At 59.1% G+C, this 21247-nt stretch carries 18 protein-coding genes and 1 pseudogene; 14 read left to right on the plus strand and 5 right to left on the minus strand.

The features are described from left to right. Positions 1-5: 5 nt before the first annotated feature. Both ACZ5FP_RS24150 and ACZ5FP_RS24155 read right to left on the minus strand, forming a co-directional pair. Positions 6-1448 carry a sensor histidine kinase gene (locus tag ACZ5FP_RS24150; protein WP_464664578.1) on the minus strand — a complete coding sequence of 481 codons (1443 nt, stop codon included), beginning with the start codon at positions 1446-1448 and terminating at the stop codon, positions 6-8. Next, positions 1438-2106 (minus strand): response regulator, encoded by a 669-nt coding sequence (locus ACZ5FP_RS24155; protein WP_105733521.1) that lies wholly within the window; start codon positions 2104-2106, stop codon positions 1438-1440. The genes ACZ5FP_RS24150 and ACZ5FP_RS24155 overlap by 11 nt, the downstream gene beginning before the upstream one ends. Positions 2107-2342: 236 nt before the next feature. Here ACZ5FP_RS24155 and ACZ5FP_RS24160 point away from each other — a divergent pair, with 236 nt between their 5' ends. Continuing rightward, the gene (locus ACZ5FP_RS24160; protein WP_403182459.1) at positions 2343-3329 is read left to right on the plus strand and encodes a DUF1402 family protein; all 987 of its coding nucleotides are present in this window, start codon (positions 2343-2345) and stop codon (positions 3327-3329) included. Between the two features lie 11 nt (positions 3330-3340). Here ACZ5FP_RS24160 and ACZ5FP_RS24165 read toward each other — a convergent pair whose 3' ends face one another. Continuing rightward, entirely contained in the window at positions 3341-4054 is a 714-nt protein-coding gene (locus tag ACZ5FP_RS24165; RefSeq protein WP_464664579.1) for a transglutaminase-like cysteine peptidase, read from the minus strand. Between the two features lie 258 nt (positions 4055-4312). Between ACZ5FP_RS24165 and ACZ5FP_RS24170 the strand changes: the two genes are divergently transcribed. The 5 genes from ACZ5FP_RS24170 to ACZ5FP_RS24190 all read left to right on the plus strand — a co-directional run bounded on the left by ACZ5FP_RS24170 (position 4313) and on the right by ACZ5FP_RS24190 (position 10137). Further along, positions 4313-4879, plus strand: a complete 567-nt coding sequence (locus ACZ5FP_RS24170) for a DUF4337 family protein (RefSeq protein WP_403182464.1) — start codon at positions 4313-4315, stop codon at positions 4877-4879. Positions 4880-4972: 93 nt separating this feature from the next. Beyond that, positions 4973-5251, plus strand: coding sequence for a metal/formaldehyde-sensitive transcriptional repressor (locus ACZ5FP_RS24175; RefSeq protein ID WP_403182467.1), 279 nt, complete (start codon positions 4973-4975; stop codon positions 5249-5251). Beyond that, entirely contained in the window at positions 5248-6192 is a 945-nt protein-coding gene (gene dmeF / locus ACZ5FP_RS24180; RefSeq protein WP_464664580.1) for a CDF family Co(II)/Ni(II) efflux transporter DmeF, read from the plus strand. The genes ACZ5FP_RS24175 and dmeF overlap by 4 nt, the downstream gene beginning before the upstream one ends. A 316-nt stretch (positions 6193-6508) precedes the next feature. Continuing rightward, positions 6509-9286 (plus strand): autotransporter family protein, encoded by a 2778-nt coding sequence (locus ACZ5FP_RS24185; RefSeq protein WP_464664581.1) that lies wholly within the window; start codon positions 6509-6511, stop codon positions 9284-9286. A 344-nt stretch (positions 9287-9630) separates the two neighbouring features. Then, positions 9631-10137 (plus strand): Csu type fimbrial protein, encoded by a 507-nt coding sequence (locus ACZ5FP_RS24190; RefSeq protein ID WP_464664582.1) that lies wholly within the window; start codon positions 9631-9633, stop codon positions 10135-10137. A gap of 53 nt (positions 10138-10190) precedes the next feature. Here the strand turns inward: ACZ5FP_RS24190 and cfa are convergent, their stop codons facing one another. Together cfa and ACZ5FP_RS24200 are read right to left on the minus strand one after the other, a co-directional pair. Beyond that, on the minus strand, positions 10191-11381 hold the full coding sequence (gene cfa / locus ACZ5FP_RS24195) for a cyclopropane fatty acyl phospholipid synthase (RefSeq protein WP_464664583.1): 1191 nt from the start codon (positions 11379-11381) through the stop codon (positions 10191-10193). 96 nt (positions 11382-11477) lie between these two features. Further along, positions 11478-12563, minus strand: coding sequence for a diguanylate cyclase (locus ACZ5FP_RS24200; RefSeq protein ID WP_464664584.1), 1086 nt, complete (start codon positions 12561-12563; stop codon positions 11478-11480). A gap of 160 nt (positions 12564-12723) precedes the next feature. Between ACZ5FP_RS24200 and ACZ5FP_RS24205 the strand changes: the two genes are divergently transcribed. From ACZ5FP_RS24205 to ACZ5FP_RS24240, 8 genes and pseudogenes are all read left to right on the plus strand, one after another. Beyond that, positions 12724-12888, plus strand: a complete 165-nt coding sequence (locus ACZ5FP_RS24205; RefSeq protein WP_464664585.1) for a hypothetical protein — start codon at positions 12724-12726, stop codon at positions 12886-12888. Between the two features lie 131 nt (positions 12889-13019). Further along, positions 13020-14048: a substrate-binding domain-containing protein gene (locus ACZ5FP_RS24210; protein ID WP_223614911.1), complete on the plus strand. Its 1029-nt coding sequence runs from the start codon at positions 13020-13022 to the stop codon at positions 14046-14048. A 69-nt stretch (positions 14049-14117) separates the two neighbouring features. Continuing rightward, positions 14118-15653 (plus strand): sugar ABC transporter ATP-binding protein, encoded by a 1536-nt coding sequence (locus ACZ5FP_RS24215; protein WP_464664586.1) that lies wholly within the window; start codon positions 14118-14120, stop codon positions 15651-15653. Positions 15654-15675: 22 nt separating this feature from the next. Further along, a complete protein-coding gene (locus tag ACZ5FP_RS24220; RefSeq protein WP_223614913.1) occupies positions 15676-16665 on the plus strand; it encodes an ABC transporter permease in 990 nt (329 codons plus the stop codon). Position 16666: 1 nt separating this feature from the next. Beyond that, positions 16667-17671: a sugar-binding transcriptional regulator gene (locus ACZ5FP_RS24225; RefSeq protein ID WP_288192261.1), complete on the plus strand. Its 1005-nt coding sequence runs from the start codon at positions 16667-16669 to the stop codon at positions 17669-17671. Next, positions 17668-18660 carry an aldo/keto reductase gene (locus ACZ5FP_RS24230; RefSeq protein ID WP_464664587.1) on the plus strand — a complete coding sequence of 331 codons (993 nt, stop codon included), beginning with the start codon at positions 17668-17670 and terminating at the stop codon, positions 18658-18660. The genes ACZ5FP_RS24225 and ACZ5FP_RS24230 overlap by 4 nt, the downstream gene beginning before the upstream one ends. Positions 18661-18671: 11 nt before the next feature. Further along, positions 18672-20416 (plus strand): annotated as a pseudogene (locus ACZ5FP_RS24235) (glycerol-3-phosphate dehydrogenase/oxidase). After that, positions 20389-21231, plus strand: a complete 843-nt coding sequence (locus ACZ5FP_RS24240; RefSeq protein WP_464664588.1) for a class I fructose-bisphosphate aldolase — start codon at positions 20389-20391, stop codon at positions 21229-21231. The pseudogene ACZ5FP_RS24235 and the gene ACZ5FP_RS24240 overlap by 28 nt, the downstream one beginning before the upstream one ends. Positions 21232-21247 lie beyond the last annotated feature (16 nt).

The following is a 21247-nucleotide window of genomic DNA, read 5'->3' on the forward strand; positions in this document are numbered from 1 at the left end:
AGCGATCAAGACAGGACCGGCTCGCTCCGGTCCTGTTTTATTGTTGGCAGCTTGATGTCCACGGTCAATCCTCCGCTCGGGGAGGTGCCCAAACTCACCGTACCGTCAGCGCCGTCAACGACTTCCTTGACGATGGCAAGGCCCAGCCCGCTACCCTCGGGCTGCACGTCCATGATGCGGTAGAACCGCTCGAAAACCTTCGCTCTTTCATCGTCGGGTATACCCGGCCCGTTGTCTTCGACACGAAGCTGCACCCATTCATCGCCTTTGGAAATGGAAACCGTGACGGTGCCGCCAACCGGCGTGTAGCGCAGGGCATTGTCGATGAGATTGACGATCATCTCGGACAGCATCGGGCCGTCGCCTTCGACGAAAGCCGGTTCGCTGGCCTCGAAACCGAGATCGATCTGGCGGCGCAAGGCCGTTTCGGCATAGGTGTCGAGGACCTGCCGTGTTGCCGCGGTCATATCGACCCTGTCGCGCCGCGGCCTGCGGCTGCCTGGTTCGGCGCGCGACAATGTCAGCAGCTGACTGGCGAGGCGGGCGAGCTGCTTCGTGCTGGACCGGAGAGCCTGCAAGGCCTCGTTGCGGCGGTCGTTGTCCTGTTCCCGGGCGGCAAAGCTTGCCTGGGTCGCGACCAGGGTCAGGGGCGTGCGCAACTGGTGCGCCGCGTTGGAGACGAACCGCCTCTGTGCCGCCATCTGGCTTTGTACGCGCTCCATATAATCATTGAGGGCGTGGACCAGGGGACGCAGTTCGGTCTGCACGGTTTCGGGGGAAAACGGATCAAGCCGCTCCCGTCCCTGTTCGCGCACCGCATCGCGCAGGCGCAGGACCGGGGTGAGTCCGCGCTGCAGCCCGACAATGGCGACAAAACCGGCGACGAGAACCAGCAGTACCTGTTTGGTGAAATCCGACAGCCAGAGCCTTTGCCGCATTGCCCGTTCGCCATTCAGCGTCACCGCGACCGACACGGACACTTCGGCATCCCGTGCCAGGCCGATCACCGGGTGATTCAATGTCAGCACGCGTACCGGAGAGTCTCTGAACATCGCATCCTCGCCCACCTGTTCCTTCTTGGGTTCGGGCAGGTTGTCGAAGCCGGAGACCAGGGTTCCCCATGCCGTCAGCACCCGGTAAAAAACCCTGTCGCCATGGCCGATATCGAACATCTCAAGCGCTGCGGGCGGAATATCCACGGCAACGGTCCCGTTGGTGTCCACCGTCACGGCTTCGGCAATCACCCGGGCGGACGCCAGCAGCAACTGATCGCTGACCAGATCGGCGGTGGCCTCGGCAGATTGAAAGCTGATGACGAGATTGACGCAGATCACACCGATCAGCGGAAGAACGATCCAGAGCAGAAGCTGGACCCGCAGGCTCTCGCTCAACCGTTTCCACAAACGGCGGAATTTCGACTGCGTCTGGGGCTTGCCGTCACTCGCCATGGCGCAAAAGATAGCCCATGCCGCGCAATGTCGCGATTTTCACCGAACTGCCTTCCAGCTTCTTGCGTACCCTGTGAACATAAATCTCTATGGCATTTGCATCGGCCAAATCATTGAAACCGAAGACACTTTCGCACAGGACAGTTTTGCTGACCGTCGTCCCCGCCTTGAAGATCAGGTGCTCCAGCACCGCATGCTCGCGCGGTGTCAGCGACATGAGCTTGCCCGACAGAAAGAACTGCCGCGTCCTGCCGTCGAACAGCAATTCACCTAGCTCGATCTCGGGATTGGCCCGGTTATGCCCGCGGCGGAGCTGCGCCCGGATCCGCGCCTCCAGTTCGGCGATCTCGAATGGTTTGGCCAGATAGTCGTCGGCGCCTTCGTCAAGCCCCGCAACCCGCCCGCCAAGGCTTGCATTCGCGGTCAGTATGATGACCGGAACGGTACTGCCGCTCTTGCGCAGGCGCCGCAGCACGGTCATTCCGTCCATTTTGGGCAGCGACAGATCGAGAATGACAAGGGCATAGTCGGCGACCCGCAGCGCATGGTCGGCATCCTCGCCATTATAGACGGTGTCGACGGCATAATGGGCCTGCCGCAGCGCCTTATCGAGCCAGGATGCCAAATCACGATTGTCTTCAACGAGGAGTATGCGCATGCGCGTAGGATATACTACGGGTGCAGGAATTTACCAATGCGCGTGGATTTTTTACGGACAAACGTGATTCTTGCATCTCGCCAGCGCAGGGATTCATGATAAGAGCGCCAGGTGTGGAAAAGAGCCGCAGGTGCCGACCCAATCTTTACCACAATCATACCTGCGTGACATTCCTACCTGTATATTACGAGCGCATGCTTCCCCTATGCTTTCGGTCAAGAATGGAGACGTACTTTATGAGCTTTCCCGCGGTATCTCGCTTGGCCGCAATGCTGGTCATCGGCATTGGCATCGGTAGTTTCCTTGGGCAACCGGCCGATGCTGCCAATGAGGTGCTGGTGCCGCCGGGCAACCGTTCCGAGACGCAGCCACCCATCCCCAAGACATCGGCGGACCGGGCAAAAGCATTCAACACGACATATGACGAAAAATACAAGCAGATCATTGCGCTGCTCACGCGCGAGACAAAGCTGGTTGCGCAGATCAAGGATGCCGCCCGCGCCTATCACATCGATCCCATTCACATCGTCGGTGCGCTGGTCGGGGAGCATACGTACAATGTCAGTGCCGTCGGCAAGGTGCAGACCTATTATGTCAAGGCGCTGGCCTATGCCAATGCGGACTTCTCCTTCCGGTACAAGGGCGTCACGATCCAGGCTTTTGTCAAAAGGCCGGAATTTGCCGCCTGCGCCGCGCTGACAGCCAGCGCCGAGCTGTGGAATTGCCGCGATCAGGTCTGGGATGATCGATTTAGAGGCAAGACCGTCGATGACGTGGCCTATGAACCCATTTCACTGCAGCGGGCGTTTTTCCAGCCGTTCTACGGCGGTCAGACGTTTGGCCTCGGTCAGATAAGCCCGCTGGCGGCCCTGGAGGTGACGGACCTTGTCTCGCAGGTCAGCAAACTTCCTAAGCTTTCTCCCGATCAGCCTCAGGCGGTTTATCGCGATGTCATGGATCCCGACCGCAGCGTCGTCTACATCGCGGCAATCCTGCGCGATGCCATCGACGCCTATGCGGCGCAGGGCTTCGACATTTCGAAGAATCCCGGCATCACGGCGACCCTGTACAATGTCGGGCAGCCACGGCGCCGGGCCGCCGAGTTGCGGCAGGCGATCGCAAGCGGCAGCAACCGCAAATATCCGGTCGAAAACTATTATGGCTGGCTGATCAATGAAAAGCTCGATGACCTCGAAGGCATTCTTCAATCGAACGGGCAATGATCGGCGTCAGATCAGTTTCTTGCCTGAAGGTTTGCGGTGGAGGCTCTTGATGCGTCGCCGCGCAGATTGATGGATACCCAGATGTTGGGATTTTGCTGCGACTGGCGCTTGAGGAAATTATAGCCTGTGGCGTCCCATGGCCTGACTTCTTCAGCGAGATTGTCGAGGACGAAATCACCCCGGTCCGTCTTTACGGTAAGAATGGCGTGACCTTCGTCGTTCAAGTCGCGCACGATGGTCATGAGCAGCGCCTGCCGCGGAAATCCGGCCTCGAGCAGAAGCTTGCGCTTGTAGAGTGCATAAATCTTGCAGTCACCCTTGCCGTCGACCGGGTAATCCCAGTGATCCATCATCGTGCCCCAATGCTCAAGATTGCTCATCGGTTCGATGGAGGCATTCACCTCGCGGTTGATGCGTTCAAGATAATTCCATGTCTCGGCTGTGAGTTTGACATCGGCTGCCGGCAGCGGTGAGACATTGCACTCCGCGGGACGCCGGCCGCAAAAATCCACCCAGCCATAGGGAATGCTCGTCTTGCCGCCGGTGGCTGCAGCGCTTGCCGCCGAGGGCTTCGTGCTGCCGGGAATCGCGCCGAACAGGGCCGCGCGGCGCTCGAAGGACACGGAGCGTGCCGTGGCCGCCGTGGACGGATTCGAGGAACCCGCATGCGTCAGCGATGAAAGACCCAGAAACACACAGATCGCAACGCTCAACACACGCAACATTGCCGCTACCCCAACAAACTCTTAACAAGGAGTTAACGCCAAAACGGCTGCGTCAATCAATCAAATGTTAAACAAATGGTTAACGGCACGAGGCGCGTCGGCCGCCGGGTTTCTCCGCTCGTATCGATCGGCAATGAGGTGTAGGTTCTCAGCGGTGTGGATTGCTGGACAAGGGGGATGGATGCGTAGGTTCGCATTCATCACAATTCGACCAAATTGCGAGCGATCCCATAGCGCCAAGAGAATGGGAGAAACTCGATGGAAGAAATCTCGTCTGAAGCATTTGAACATACGGAACATGCCCAGCACGCCCTGCACAGCGAGAATGCCTTTCTCGCCATTGTTGCGGTAACGATTGCAGTTCTTGCAGTCGTCGCTGCGGGCGTCGGCAGTCTGGAAACAATCGAGAGCGGCGGGGCCACCGCGGCCAAGACCCAGGCCGTGCTCTTCCAGAACAAGGCAACGGATAACTGGAATTTCTTCCAGGCCAAGAGCCTCAAGAAAAACATGTACGATATTGCCGCAGCGCAAGGCGGACCAAAGGCGGCTGATTTCGCATCCCAGTCACAGCGCAATGAAGCGGAAAGCCAGGAGATCCAGAAAACGGCGCGGGATTTCGAGGTCAAATCGGAGGATGCATTGCAGGAAGGCCTCGTCCATGAAGGGCGGCACCATCACCTGACAATCGCGGCGACGTTCCTGCACATAGCGATCGCGGTCGCGACCATTGCCATCATTACCGGCGGCCGCCGCTGGCCCTGGTATGCATCCATTCTTCTCGGAGTCATCGGTACAATCATCGCCGGCGCGACCTACGCGATCTGAGCTGTTTTCCCGCGTTTGATCGTCAGCGCGTCCCATCAAGGGGCGGGCAGAATATGTTGCATCATTGCGTAATATAGGGTAGGGGGGTATATTATGTCACACACAACCAAAGATAAGGCCAAGCTCATCGCCCGCATCCGCCGCCTGAAAGGGCAGATGGAGGCAGTGGAGCGCGCGCTGGAGGCGGAAGTTGCCTGCGGTGAAATCCTCAATCTCGTCGCATCCGTCCGTGGCGCTGTAAACGGCCTGGTTGTCGAGCTGATCGAAGATCACATTCGCATGCATGTGGTCGATCCGGACAAGGACCCCGATGTGGAACGGGCCCAAGGCGCTGCGGAACTCATTGATGTCGTAAGGAAATATCTCAAATGAAAAATCACCACGCGGCACAGTCAAATGCCGGCTCGCACGACCATATATTCCTTGGCAAGAACCACGAGCGCAACGAACGGCGCACATGGATGGTTATCGCCTTGACCACGGTCATGATGATTGCTGAAATTGCCGCCGGAACCGTCTACGGTTCAATGGCGCTGGTGGCGGACGGCTGGCACATGTCAACCCACGCGGCGGCGATGCTGATAGCGGCCTTGGCCTATCTCTATGCGCGAAAGCACGCGCACAATTCGCGGTTCACGTTCGGAACCGGAAAATTCGGCGATCTGGCGGCCTTTGCCAGTGCGGTAGTTCTGGCTCTGATTGCACTGCTGATTGCCTGGGAAAGCTTTGTCAGGCTGGCGAATCCCGTTCCGATCAATTTTCCCCAGGCAATATCGATTGCCGTCGTTGGTCTTGCGGTCAATCTGCTTTCCGCCTGGCTCCTGCGCGATGATCATTCGCATCATGGCGACCATGAGCATCATCACGATCATGCTCATGCTCATGCGCACGACAATAACCTTCAAGCGGCCTATATCCACGTGCTCGCTGACGCGCTGACTTCGGTGCTGGCCATCGGCGCTCTTGTAACGGCAAGTCTCTATGGATGGCTTTGGCTCGATCCGGCCATCGGCATCATTGGTGCGCTGGTCATCGCCAATTGGTCGTTCGGGCTCATCCGGCGTGCCGGGGGCGTGTTGCTGGACTATGTTCCGTCAAGCGAGGATCTGCCGGAGGAAATCCGTTCGGCCATCGAACGGGAAGGGGATGTGATCACGGATCTGCATGTCTGGCAGCTGGGCCCGGGTCATCACGGCGCCATTGTTTCGCTGGTGAGCGATCATCCGAAAGCGCCGTCTTCCTATCGCGCAAAGCTTTCCCACATTCATGATCTGTCGCACGTGACGGTCGAGGTTGAGCATAAGGCAGCCTGATAACTGCGACAGAATTGATTCCCATGCACCAATGATTCTCATGGGGTTGCCTTTGGAAAGCGTGTATTTCCGAGGTTGGCGTTAACCTTTTATGGGTACCTGCTTGTAGTGAATAAACGCGCAATAGAAGGCATTGCGCGTTTATTCCACACTCTTTGAAAGTAGCCGTGCTTAATTGTGTTATTTTTGCCACTCGATGTTTATTCCGTGTGGATTAAGCAGAGAAATACTCTGAACTGACTAGCCTCATTTCGACAAAATATGCATTTTGAGCTGCCTGGGTGCGTGTTCGCACCGGAATGCTGGGGGAGCCACCATGCGTTTTTCCGTGTTGCACACGCGATTTCTGTCTCTTTTTACCACAACAGCACTCATCTCAATTGCCAGTCCATCCATCGGTTGGGCTGCATGCACCAGCCTTGCGCCGGTATCGGGCCAGACGGTCACTTGCGATACCTCGGCACCCAATCCCGCGACGGCGGGCGTGCATGCGGTAGCGGGAAGCTCCGGCGTCAAGGTCAATGTTGGCAGTGGTGCCCAGTTGAATATTGTCCGCAGCCCCACCGAGAACTCCGGTGTCAGTGTCGTCGATGGCAGCACTGTCGTGAACAACGGCGCGATATCGCTGACGGGAGCGGGCAGCACGGGGCTCAATCGCGGTGCAGGTCTGGTCGGCACCGGAAGCAACAACAGCCTGACCAACAACGGTTCGATCAGCACGACCAACCAATACAATGATGGCATGGCCGCAGACGGCTCCGGCAATACGCTCACAAACAATGGCACGATCACGACAACGGGACCCAACGCTTACGGCATGACGGCCAGTTGGGGGCAGAGCGGCGGCGGATCGCCGAACAATACCCTTATCAACAATGGAACGGTCACGACCAACGGAAGCAATGCGCGTGCGGCCTCCATTCTCGGGCAAAACGGAACCGTCATCAATACCGGTACATTGACGACAACCGGCAACAGTGCTCCAACGGTTTACATGCAGGGCACCAATGCCCGTCTCACCAACAGCGGTGTGATTCATGCGCAGGGTGGCGCGGCATCCGGTGGCCTGCCTTCGGACGGTGTGTTTTCCAACACGCTGGGATCGAGCTTCAACGCGACAATCGAGAATTTGGCTGGCGGTCAAATCATCAGCGATCAAGGACCCGCGATCCGTACGCTCAACGGCCCGACCAAGATCACGAATGCCGGATTGCTGAGCGGCGGCAATGGTTTCGCCCTGAGCGGCGGCAACGGCAGTATCGACTTTACGCTGCAGACCGGCTCAAAAATCATCGGAACCGCCAATGGCGGGGGCGGCAACAATCAGCTGACCCTTCAGGGTTCCGGGCTGATCGACAACGCCTTTACCAATTTCCAGACGATGTACATGAAGGGTACGGACTGGACATGGGCGGGAACCGGAGATTTTCACGACAGTTTCATCCAGACAGGCAACTTCACCCTGCAAAAGGACCTGACCGGCAATGTAACCGTATCACCGGGGGCGAAACTGCTCGCCGGAGGTGGCTTCAATCCCTCGATCACGCCTTATGCCGGCGGACCGGCGATCACTGTCACCAATGCGGGTGTCATCGATTTGACCAATGGTTCGGGTGCTGCGGGAGACCGGCTGACCATCGTGGGCAATTATGTCGGCAACAATGGCTCACTGCTCCTGAACACCGTTCTTGGCGATGACTCCTCCGCATCGGATAGGCTCGTTCTATCCGGTGGAACGGCGACCGGTACAACCGGCATTGCCGTTACCAACGTCGGAGGGACCGGCGCTGCGACGGTGATTGACGGCATCAAAGTGGTCGATGCCGTGAATGGTGCGACGACGGCCGGGAGTGCATTTTTTCTGAGTGGCCGCGCCGCGGCCGGGGCATACGAGTATTTTCTGTTCAAGGGTGGCGTCAGCGCAAACACGACCCAGAATTGGTATTTGCGCTCGGACTATGTCACGCCCACGCCGACGCCGGACAATCCGACGCCGACAGGACCTGTCATTGCGCCAACCGATCCGGCAACGCCAAACGTTGTACAGCCGCCCGTTCCAGGCGGACAACCGCCGGAACCCGGTGCAACGCCGGTTACCCCGGTCGTTGAGGAGCGGGGCGGGGTGCTCGTCAGCGTCGTGCCGCTGCTTCGTCCGGAAGTCGCGACCTATTCCGCAGTTCCGCCGGCCGCCAGGCTGGCAACGCTGGCAACGCTGGGCACGTTCCACGAGCGCCGCGGCGAGCAGAGCGTTCTCACGCCGGGCAGTGACCTGTCGGCGGCCTGGGGACGCGTTTTCGGTCAAAGCATCGAGCAGGGCTGGGCAGGCACGGCATCACCCTCGATTGACGGATCAATCTGGGGATTCCAGACAGGTATCGATATCCTGCGCCGGCAGAGTGAAGGCGGCCATCGGGATATTGCGGGTATCTTCTTCGGTTATGCCGGCATGAATTCCGATGTCAAAGGTCAGGCCCTTGGCTGGAACAATTTGAGCACAGGCAAGATCAAGGTCGACGCGACAAGTGTCGGCGGTTACTGGACGCATATTGGCCCCTCCGGCTGGTATCTGGATGGTATTGTGATGGGAACCTGGTATGGCGGCAATGCGCGCTCGGTGAGCGGAGCCGGCATAGACAATGACGGCAGCGGCATTACCGTGTCGCTCGAAGGCGGCTATCCCTTCGCACTGACCGACAACTGGCTGCTTGAACCGCAGGCGCAGCTCATCTGGCAGCGGGCCTGGTTCGACGATCAGCAGGATGCGTTCTCCGGTGTTTCGTTCGACAGCAACGATGCCGTGACAGGCCGTATCGGTGCGCGGCTGCAAGGCAATTACCAGACCGCGCGTGGATTGTTCCAGCCCTACCTCAAGGCCAATCTCTGGCATAATTTCAAGGCCACCGATACGGTGCTGTTCGGCACCGATCCGATCACGACCCAGGCGGAAAGCACGTCACTCGAATTGGGCGGCGGTATCGTCCATAACTTCACCAAGAATGTGAGTGCTTTCGCCACCGCCGACTACACCTTTGATGTGAGCGGCGAGCGGAAGCGCGCCTTCGAGGGGAATATTGGCCTGACCGTGAAGTGGTAACAGTCAGTCTTGCAAGCCGCCCTGGCTTTGTGGCTCGTGGAGCGCTCATTTGAAGTGTTCCACGTGTTCACCTTCAACCGCGCCGGCATGTTGCATGGAAAGCCATGTATCGGACAGATGAATGACAGGGCGGATGCGTTAAATATTCCGCAGTCAGATACTTAATGTAAATTCACTTACCAATGATACGTGATTAAATCTTGCCTCGTTAAGGGTAAATATTTGCCATTCGATAAGTTCTTTTAAATGTATAAGAATTAAGTATTATGCAGTGAATAACTACTGAGTCCTTTATAGAGAATCGGAGGTGCTTGCCAGCGGCAAGCATATCTTGAGGAGGATGAATGAGTCTCGGCTATTCGGTGCGCAATTTCTCGACAGTCGGTCTGGCCGCTTTGCTTGGCCTTTCCAGTCCGGCATTGGCCGTCACGACAACCGGTACCTTTACAGTCCAGATCGCTATTCAGGCATCCTGTGCCCTGGTGAGTACCGCGACGCTGACCTTCACCTCGGTGGGTGTGATCGCGGCAAACGACGATGCGTCCACCACGCTTTCCGTACAGTGTACCAACACGACGCCGTACAATATCGGCCTCGATGCGGGGATCGGCGTGGGGGCCACGGTCGCTTCGCGCAAGATGACCGCGCTCGGCGGCGCGCTGGTCAACTATACCCTCTATTCCGATACCAACAGAACCACCGTGTGGGGGCAGACCATCGGTACCGATACGGTTTCAGCATCGGGTAGCGGCGCGGCGCAGCCCTACACGGTTTATGGGCGGGTTCCCGTCCAGACAACGCCGGCGCCCGGTACCTACACCGATACGATCACGGTGACAGTCACCTATTGAGGATAAGCCGAATACGGGCGGCTGATCGGCCGCACAGGCCTTCTTGCTCTCGTTCACGAATGCCGCTGATATCCTCCGGCAACACCCTGGGGCGAGAGGACCGTCTGCCAAAGCTGGATCTGGCGCGCCCGAAAGCATCCGGCCATGCACAACAGATAATAGCGCCACATGCGATAGAAACGTTCGCCATATTTGGAAGCAAATTGCGGCCATGCGGCTTCGAACCGCGCATGCCATGCCAGCAGTGTCCTGTCGTAGTCGGCACCGAAATTATGCACGTCCTCGATGACGAAGCGGCCATCCACGCTGGTGGAAATCTCGGCCAGGGACGGCAGTTCGCCATTGGGGAAGATATACCGGTCAAACCATGGATCGATCATGTTCCGGGTGCGTTTCCGCCCGATCGTGTGCAGCAGGAACAATCCGTCGTCCGACAGGCTGCGTCTGCAAGCATCAAAGAAAGCGGGGTAGTTCTTGTGCCCGACATGCTCAAACATGCCGATCGAGGCAATCCGGTCGAATTTCTCAAGTCCCTCGACATTGAACGACCGGTAATCCGCGAGGCGGAATTCGACGGGCAGACCCTGCAATGTTCGTTGCGCGAATTCCGCCTGTTCCCTGGAAATGGTCAAGCCGACACAGGAGACGCCATAGTTCTCGGCGGCAAACTGCATCAGGCTGCCCCAGCCGCAGCCGACATCCAGAAGGCGCATGCCCGGTTGAAGACCGAGCTTGCGGCAAACGAGATCGAGCTTTGCACTCTGGGCGTCGTCGAGATTGCCGGCGTCTTTCCAGTATCCGCAGGAATAGGTCATGCGGCGGTCAAGCATCGCGGAGAACAGGTCATTACCAACGTCGTAATGTTCCTTTCCAACCTGCCAGGAGCGCCTGCTGTTCTGCAAGTTGAGCAATCGCGCTCGCAGTGTTTGCAACACGTCCTTGGCCGTCACATGTTCGGTCAGATTGGCGCGAAATATGCGGTCAAAGAACTGATCCAGCGCCGCACAGTCCCACCATCCGTCCATGTAGCTTTCGCCGAGGCCCAGACTGCCTTGCCCCAGGATGCGGGTTGCGGCTCTCGGATCCTTGATCTGGATGTCCCAGGGGGCGTCGCCGTTGACGCGAATGCCGGCACGGCCCAGAAGATTGCTCAATGTACCGAGTGCTGAAGACTTGCTGCCGTTGGCCGGTGCCGGCTGTGGTTTGGCTTCTCTCTTTGATGCGTCGTCGAAATCCACGTCCATGTTTGCTCCAGCGCTGGTGCTTCAAGTGTGCCGTTGGGATCGAAACCTGATTTGCAGCCATATGAGCAGAAAGGACGACGCAATGTCAAAAATTGTTCAGGCGACTTCCACCCGGTTGCGTCCGCTGGTTTTCGCGCGATAGAGCGCCCTGTCTGCCGCTTTCAGCAATGCTTCCATGCTGGTGTGCTGCCCGTTGAGACTGGCAACACCCGCACTGACCGTGACGGTTACGTTCTCAAGGTCCGTGGAAAAGCGCGCAAGCTCGATCTCGCTGCGCACCCGCTCGGCGAGTTCATTGGCTACGTTCTGCGGCGTATTCGTCAGCAGCAGGACGATTTCCTCGCCGCCGTAACGGACAACAACGTCGGTGATGCGAACATTCCTGCGGATGATGGCGGCGACATCCGCCAGCACCATGTCACCTGTATCGTGACCCCAACGATCATTGATGGCCTTGAAATGATCGATGTCGATCATGACCAGGGAACAATGGGCTGCCTTGGACTTGTTGTCATTCATGGCCCGAAGCGCCGCGCGATCGAAAGCGCGCCGGTTCTGCAGCTTTGTCAGCGGGTCCACCCAGGCTTCGTGCTCCAGAGCCCGCATGATCCGCAGGCGGGACTTTTCCCGCTCGAGAAAATCCGAGAGAATCACCACATTCACAATGTTGGCGATGACGACGGCAAAGAGGGGAAACCCGACGATCGTTGCAATGATGTCGTGCGGCAACAGGCTGATCGAGACGAGCGACAATGAGGCGAGCATGCCTGTCACAACGGAACGGATAAACCCGATCGGAAGCTTGCGCACGGGGATAAGCGCGATCCCGCACCCTATGGCGCAAATCAGGACAATCGAAATCAGTCCCGGTACCACCCCGACGCCGCCGAGCCAGATTCGGTATCCCGCCATGAGCAGGGCGGCAACGATTGTGCCAACAGGCCCGCCATAGGGGTATGCGATGGCAAGCAATGCTGTCCGTCCATCAAAGATGACCCCCGGTGCGATAACAACCGGATCGTTCATCGACAAGATTCCGCCGAGCGCCAGCAGAACACCGACGGCCGCGCCTTTTTTCCACCCTTTGGAAAAGGTGCGGATGACAATGGAATAGCTTAGGATGACAAGCGCCGTCAGACCAAGGATACGAACAACACCGGTCAACAATATGCTGTAGTCCATGTGGCCCTCTTGGTGTTTGTGCATCAAACCTGGCCGCAGCAGATGATGAGCATATCAGATCAGCGACGACAGAATGTGGCAAGCGCTTGCCGGTCACATTTTATCACTGCCTTCACTTGCCGTGTATAGGTTGAGAAAAGGTCAATTCGGCGCGCGATAGATGAAACGTTTCATGGCGGGTGCTGTTTTCGCCAGCGCGGCCAGCTGGCAATCGTCACCAACCGGAGGCGCCATTCCCGTGCGCTATCAGGCGCGGGCATATCCGCGTCTGACCGGGCAAATCCTGGATTATATGAATTATAATTCACGTTATGAATTATATTGACAGTCGCTTTATCATACGCTTAGTTATCCCTGCCAGCACTCGAGGAGGATTGCTGGTCTTCATAAGGAACAGCGGCCGCCATACAAGGCGCCACACACCAATGGGAGGGGCTTCGGCCTCGAGGAGGACACTTGCGCACTTTTCTGGGCACGACCGCCATGGCGGTCCTTGCGACCACACTCTTTGCATCATCGGCGAACGCGGAAACGGAAAATCCGTTCCGCTGCAAGCCGGGTGAAAAATACGTCATGAACGTCATGGTTTCGGGCGTTGAATACTGGTTTCCCGTCTATGAAATGTTCAAGCAGGCGGGCAAGCAGCTGGGCTGCGAGACAGCCTATACGGGCACACCGGAATATGACGTCAACAAGCAGATAGCGAGTTTCGATCAGGCGCTGGCGCAGAACCCTGCCGGTATTCTGGTGCATCCGATGAATTCCGATCCCTTCATCGAACCGATCAACCGGGCGGTCGACCAGGGCACCGCGGTCGTCACCTTTGCGGCCGACTCGCCGCTGTCCAAGCGGATTTCATTCATCACCTCGGATAACAAGCGTGAAGGCATTTACGCAGCCGACGCCATCGCCACGAAGCTGGGCGGCAAGGGCGAATATGCCGTTCTGGAAAATCCGGGCCAGGACAATCATGACCGCCGCGTCACGGCCTTTATCGACCGGATGAAGGAAAAGTGGCCGGATATGAAGCTGGTCGGCAGGGCGGCGTCGAATCAGGACCCGACAAAGGCCTATCAGGGCCTGATGAGCATCGCGCAGGCCAATCCCAATCTGGCAGCCGTCTTCATGCCGGAAGCCAATTCGGCGATTGGCGCCGCGCAGGCCAACAAGGAAAGCGGCGGCAAGATTCTCGTCATGTGCGCCGACGTCAATGCCAATATCCTTGATATGATCAAGGCCGGTCAGGTCTTCGGCTCGATCAATCCCAATCAGGGCATGCAGGGCTATATGGGTTTCATGCTGCTCTGGTTCGCCAAGCATCCGGAACTGATCGATCCCATGAACGATGCCAAGCGCGCCGGATCCAACCCGATGAGCATCCCCTTCGTCGACAATGGCCTGTCCATTGTAACAGCCGACAATGCGGATGACTTCTTCTGGGACAAGTACCTCAAGCGTCGCGGCACCAAGGGCATCGACGAGTAGTCTTCGCAGACGGCTATCCGGGCCCGCAAGGTCCGGATAGCCTCGGCGAACGGGAGGGAGGAAGGCGCGATGGCATCGGAACCGGTCTTGAGTATCCGCGGTATCACCAAGCATTTCGGTGCGGTGAAAGCGCTGACGGGCGTCGACTTCACTCTGGCGCGCGGCGAAGTTCATGCGCTTTGCGGTGAGAACGGTGCCGGAAAATCCACGCTCATGAACATTCTTGCCGGCGTCCTTCAGCCCGATGACGGTGAGATTCTGCTCGATGGCAAACCGCAGAAGATTGGATCGCCTTCGGTTGCGCAGTCACTGGGCATCGGACTGGTGCATCAGGAAATCGCGCTCTGTCCCGATGCCAGCGTTGCCGAGAACATTTTCATGGCGACCACAAGCCGACGCCGGTCGTTTCTGATGAATTACCGCAGGCTGGAACGCGATGCGCAGGCGGTCATGGACCGGCTGGCACCCATCGACGTCCGGCAAAGGGTCGGCGACCTGGCGATTTCCAGCCAGCAGCTGGTGGAGATTGCCAAGGCGCTCACGCTCGACTGCCGGGTGCTGATTTTCGACGAACCGACGGCGGCGCTGACGGAAGCGGAAACGCGGATACTCTTCGGCATCATCCGGGAACTGAAGACGCACGGCATTTCCATTATCTATATCAGCCACCGGATGGCGGAGATTTTCAGCCTGTGCGATCGCGTCACCGTGCTGCGCGATGGCCGCTATGTCTCCACCGAAGATATTGCCGATGTCACCCCCGATGACGTGGTGCGGCGCATGGTGGGACGCGAGATCACGCAGCTCTATCCACCCAAGCAGATCGAGACTGAGCGCTCGGGCGAGACAATCTTGTCGGTTCGCGCGCTTGGCGACGGGGACCGTTTCAGCCGCGTGTCGTTTGATCTGAAGCGCGGCGAAATCCTCGGGATTGGCGGGCTTATCGGGTCCGGGCGCACCGAGATTGCCGAGGGCATTTGCGGTTTGCGTACGGCTGTCGAGGGTGAGATTTCCCTGCACGGCAAGCCGCAGGCCATTCGAACCTATGCGGATGCGGTCAAGGCAGGAATTGTCTACCTTTCGGAGGACCGCAAGGGATCAGGGGTCTTCCTGGACCTGTCGATTGCCCAGAACATATCCGTTCTCAATCTGAAGGCAGTCACCGGTCATCTCGGTTTGATCGATGCCAAGGCCGAAGGCCAGCTCGCCCGCGACTTTGCGAGCAGGCTCGGCGTGCGGATGAACCATGTCGACATGCCGGTGTCATCGCTCAGCGGCGGCAACCAGCAGAAGGTGGCCATCGCCAAGCAACTGGCGGTCCAACCCAAGGTTATCCTGATGGACGAGCCGACGCGCGGCATCGATGTGGGTGCGAAATCCGAGATTCACCAGCTTCTGCGCGAACTCGCCCGCTCCGGGATCGGCATTGTTGTCATTTCCTCCGAGCTTCCGGAGCTGTTGGGCCTGTGTGACCGGGTGCTTGTCATCCGTGAAGGTGCGGTGGCCGGTGAACTCGGCAGCGATGAAATGAGCGAAGAAGCGATCATCCGGCTCGCATCCGGACTGAAACATACAACGACGCATGCACCAGAACATGCAGCCTGAAGAGCGATTGGGAGATACACGAATGGCGGTCGAGACGATGACGGCAAAAACGGTGCAGGTTTCATCCTGGAAGAAATTGGGCTCGATGCGCGAAGCCGGTCTCATCGCCATCATTCTCGCGCTCTGCATCGCGATGAGTTTTGTCTCGCCGCATTTTCTGACGCTTGGCAACTTCCGCGCCATGCTGATGAGCTTTTCCGTGGAAGGCATTGTCGTTGTCGGCATGACGATCCTTTTGATCGTCGGCGGCATCGATCTCGCCGTCGGTTCGGTTGTCTGCTTTGCCATGGTGCTTTCCGGCACGCTGTTCCTGGCCGGGCTCGACCCGTGGACGGCCTCGCTCATCGGCATTCTGGCCAGCGGGCTGATCGGTTGTGTCATGGGGTTCTTCGTCACGGTGGTGGGGCTCAACCACTTCATCACCTCGCTGGCCGGCATGGTGATCGTGCGCGGCCTGTGCCTGATCATCACCAAGGGAACGCCGCTTTCGCTCTTCACCCTGCCGCCCGCATTCAAGGCGGTCGGGCAGGGCTCGTTTTACGGGGTGCCCTACGTCATCCTCATCTTCTTCGCGGTGGTCATGCTCTTCGATTTCCTGCTGCGGCGCGCCACCGCCCTGCGCAAGGTTTTCTATACCGGCAGCAATGAAAAGGCGGCGCTTTATTCAGGCATCCGCACGAAGCAGGTGAAATTCTGGGTAACGGTTCTCTGCTCGACGCTCGCGGGGTTCGCCGGAGTGATCTACATGTCGCGCTTCGGCGCGGCGACACCGACCTTCGGCGTCGGCATGGAGCTCAACATCATTGCAGCTGCGGTTATCGGCGGTGCCTCGCTCAATGGCGGGTCCGGCACGATCCTTGGCGCCATCCTTGGCATAGCGCTGCTGTCGCTCGTCACCAGCTCGCTGGTGCTGCTCGATGTCTCCGTCTACTGGCAGGACATGATAAAGGGGTGCATTCTTCTGACGGCCGTCTCCATCGACCATTTCCTGCACAAGCGGAAGGCCTCCTGACATGGCGATTATCAAACTCAATCCGAAACACGCGGCTCCGCGCGAGGAGATCGTCATCGCGCGGCAGATGCACCAGGCGCTGGTCCTGCACTTTCTCGAGGGGCTGACCCAGGCGCAGATTGCCGACCAGCTCGGGCTTTCGCAGCCGACGGTCAACCGCCTTATCAAGCGCGGCCGCCAGCTTGGCCTCGTCGAGATCAAGATCAAATCGCCGGTCGAGCCGCTGGTCGATATGGAGGAACAGCTGCTGGCACTCGGCGGCATCAGCCGTGCCATTGTCGTGCCGACGGTGTCCGACAATCCGCAGACGGCGCTTCAGGCGGTCGGCGAGGCTGCGGCGCGATTGCTGATCGAGGAGATCACCGATGGCGATACGATCTGCATTACCGGCGGCAAGGGTGTCAGCGCCGTGGTTGCCGGATTGCAGGCGCCGCGCCGTTTCGATGTCGAGGTGATCCCGGCCACCGGCTGCGTCCAGGGCAAGCACTATACCGATGTCAACCATGTCTCGACCCTGATGGCCGACAGGCTCGGCGGGCGCGCCTACCAGATTCACGCGCCGCTGTTTGCCGACAGCCCTTCCGAGCGCGCCATGCTGATCAACATGCGCTCGGTCGCCGATGTCTTCAAACGGGCGCGCGAAGCCAAAATCGCCGTCGTTGGTATCGGCTCGATCCTCACGGATGACTCGAGTTATTACGACCTGCATCCATCATCGAGCACGGACCTCGAGGCGATCGAGCGTTCCGGCGCGCGCTGCGAACTGCTGGCCCACTTGCTCGATGAGCGCGGACAGGTCTGCGATTACAGCCTGAACGGTTCGCTGGTCTCGCTGACGCTGCAGGAGTTCGCCTCCATTCCGACCAAGATCGGGGTTGCCAGCGGACCGAACAAGGCGCGGCCGATCCTTAGCATCATGCGGGGCAATCATCTGGACACGCTGGTGACGGACGAGGCGACGGGACAGCGCATTCTGGACATTGCCGCTGAAGGAGAACAGGCATGAGCAACGAGCAATTGACGCGGGCAATCGGCAAATCCGGTGTGCAGGCATCGGCCGTGGGGCTGGGAACCTGGGCCATCGGCGGCTGGATGTGGGGCGGCACCGACGAGCAGGAATCGATTGCCGCCATCCAGGCATCGCTGGACGCCGGTGTCAGTCTCATCGACACGGCTCCCGCCTACGGGCTTGGGCGTTCGGAGGAAATCGTCGGCAAGGCTCTCAAGGGGCGCCGTGACAAGGCCGTCATTGCCACCAAATGCGGTCTCGTCTGGCACACAACCAAAGGCACGCACTTTTTCGATCAGGATGGCAAGCCGGTGCACCGCTATCTCGGGCGCGATGCCATTGTTCACGAGGTTGAGGAAAGCCTGCGGCGTCTCGGCACCGATTACATCGATCTCTACATCACCCATTGGCAGGACCCGACGACGCCGATTGAGGAGACGGTGCGGGCCATGGAGGATTTGCGCAAGGCCGGAAAGATCCGCGCCATTGGCGCAAGCAACGTCAATCTCACTGAACTCAACGCCTATATCGCCACCGGCGCGCTGGATGCGATCCAGGAACGGTTCAGCATGATCGACCGGGAACTTGAGACCGAATTGCTGCCGGTAACGCGCAAAGATAACGTTTCATTGCTGAGTTATTCGTCGCTGGCGCTGGGATTGCTGTCCGGGACCGTTGATCCCGGGCGTGTGTTCTCCGGCGACGACCAGCGCAAGGACAATCCGCGCTTCTCAGTCGATAACCGATTGAAGGCAAAACAGTTTGCGGATGCCATTCGGCCTGTCGCGGACAAACACGCAGCCAGCATCGCGCAGATCGTCATCGCGTGGACGCTGGCGCAGCCGGGCATCACCTTTGCGCTGTGCGGCGCGCGCAACCCCGATCAGGTGCTCGACAATGCGCGGGCGGGAACCATCCGGCTCGGCACAGACGACCTCTCGGCCATTGACGCGGCCATCGCAGTGCAACTGGCAGACATGAGGTAACAGGCTGCATCATGAACCGTGAAGAGATATTTGACGGACTTCGTCGAAGTCCGAAAGTGGACGTGTGCGTCGTCGGCGGCGGTATCAACGGCATCAGCGTCTTCCGCGAACTGGCGCTGCAGGGCGTCAATGTACTGCTCGTCGAGAAGCATGACTACTGTTCCGGTGCCAGCGCTGCCCTGTCGCGCATGGTGCATGGCGGCCTGCGTTATCTTGAAAACGGTGAATTCAGCTTGGTGCGGGAATCGCTGGCCGAACGCGACCGCCTGTTGAAAAACGCGCCGCATCTTGTTGCGCCGCTGCCCACGACCGTCCCGGTCTTCGATATTTTCTCCGGTCTTGCCAATGGCATCGTGCGGTTTCTCGGGCTGAGCCGCAGGCCAAGCCGGCGCGGTGCGGTTGCGGTCAAGGCGGGCTTGAGCATTTATGACTTCCTGACCCGCAAGCGGGCTCTGATGCCACGTCACCGCTTCCGCGGGCGGCAGGCGACACTGGCCAAATGGCCGGCGCTCAATCCCGCCGTCAAAAGCTCCGCGACCTATCACGATGCCTGGGTCAAGCATCCCGAACGCATCGGCATGGAGGTGCTGAGAGATGGCCTTGCAGCGGGCGATCACGCCTGCGCTCTGAATTACGCCGAACTGCGGCGGTCTGCTGACGGCTTCGTCGTCCACGATCACGTCACCGGTGCGGCAACGCCAGTCGAGCCCGCCTTCATCATCAATGCGACAGGCGGGTGGATCGATATCGCCAATGCCGGTCTGTTTTCGCAGGAAAAGCGGCCGGTGCCGCTGATGGGCGGCACGAAAGGATCGCATCTCATCATCGACAATGCGGACCTCGCCGGAGCCCTCGACGACCATATGATCTATTACGAGAACGAGGACGGACGCATCTGCATCCTCTTTCCCTATCTCGGCAAGGTTCTCGTCGGCTCGACCGATATCCGCGTCGACGATCCCGAGAGCGTTCGGTGCGAACCGGACGAGCGGGATTATATCCTGCAGTCGCTGGCCTTTGTCCTGCCTGGCATCCGCATCCGGCCGGAAGACATTGTCTTCCAGTTCTCCGGTGTGCGTCCCCTCCCGGCCAGCAAGGATGATTTTACCGGCCGCATCCCGCGCGATCACTACTGCACGATCATCGAACCATCCGATGGCGCGCCGCCGGTGCTGTGCATGATCGGCGGCAAATGGACGACATTCCGCTCCTTCGGTGAGCTTGCCGCCGACATGACGCTGGAACGCCTGCATCGGGCACGGGACGTGACAACGACAACCCGTCCTATAGGCGGCGGACGGGCATTTCCGGAGGACATCGGCCAATGGATTTCGCGGATTTACGGCGAAACAAACGTTCCGCCAAAACGGATTGCAGAGCTCTTTGATCGATACGGCACCGATGCCGAAGCGATTGCACGTTTTATCGCGGCCGGCCCGGACACGGCAATGGCAAATGCCGGATATTCGAGCCGGGAAATCGCGTTCCTCATTCGCAACGAAGCGGCGGAACATCTTGATGACCTGCTGTTGCGGCGCACCACGCTCGCCATCAGCGGCCAGCTATCCCTCGACATGACGGAAGCGGTGCTCGATGTGCTCGCACGCGAAAAGGGCTGGTCGCCCGCCCGCCGGAAAGCAGAGCTTGACCGCTTCCTCACCCTTCTTGCCGGGCGCCACGGCGTTGGCCTCGGCACACTCACCGCACGCAATGAACAAGGAGTACGATATGCGCAACAATCTTAAGGTCCGGATGAACCGGCTGTTCGGCGCTGGGCGCTGCCTCGACGTGGCGATCGATCACGGCGTATGCAATGAGCCGTCATTCCTGAATGGTCTCGAGGACATGGCGGGTGTCGTCCGTGCACTGGTGGCGGCAGGTCCGGATGCCATCCAGATGAATTACGGCCAGGCCGACCTTTTGCAGGATGTCGCCGGCAAGGACAAGCCGGCGCTGGTCATGCGCATCGACATGGGCAATCCGTACAATGCCATCCGCCATCGCGACATGTGGGCGGTGCTGCAGAACGAGGCCGAGCCGCTGATCGGCGCAATCCAGATGGATGCGGCCTGCGTCGTCGTCAATCTTTTCATGTTGCCCGACGAGCCGGACCTGTTCCGCCAATGCGTGCAGAATATCGCGCGGGTCCGCGCCGACTGCGACAAATACGGCATGCCCCTGATGATCGAGCCGCTCGTCATGCAGCCCGTCACGGAACGCGGCGGCTATATGGTGGATGGCGATGCCGACAAGATCGTCACGCTCACCCGCCTTGCCCGCGAAATGGGCGCTGATATCATCAAGGCGGACCCGACGACGGCGGCGGAGGATTTTCATCGCGTGGTGGAGGCGGCGCGGTGTCCTGTTCTTGTGCGGGGCGGCGGCAAGGAGGATCTGCGCATGGTCTTCGAGAAATCGGCGGCCCTGATGCGGCAGGGGGCCGTGGGCATGGTCTATGGCAGGAACATCTATCAGCATGCCAATCCGAGCGCAGTGGTGCGCGGGCTGATGGCCATTATTCATGACAATGCCAGTGGCGAGGATGCCTACGCGCTCTACCAGCAGGGCTGAGAATGAAAACAAGAAC

The organism is Phyllobacterium sp. T2-21, assembly GCF_055378485.1.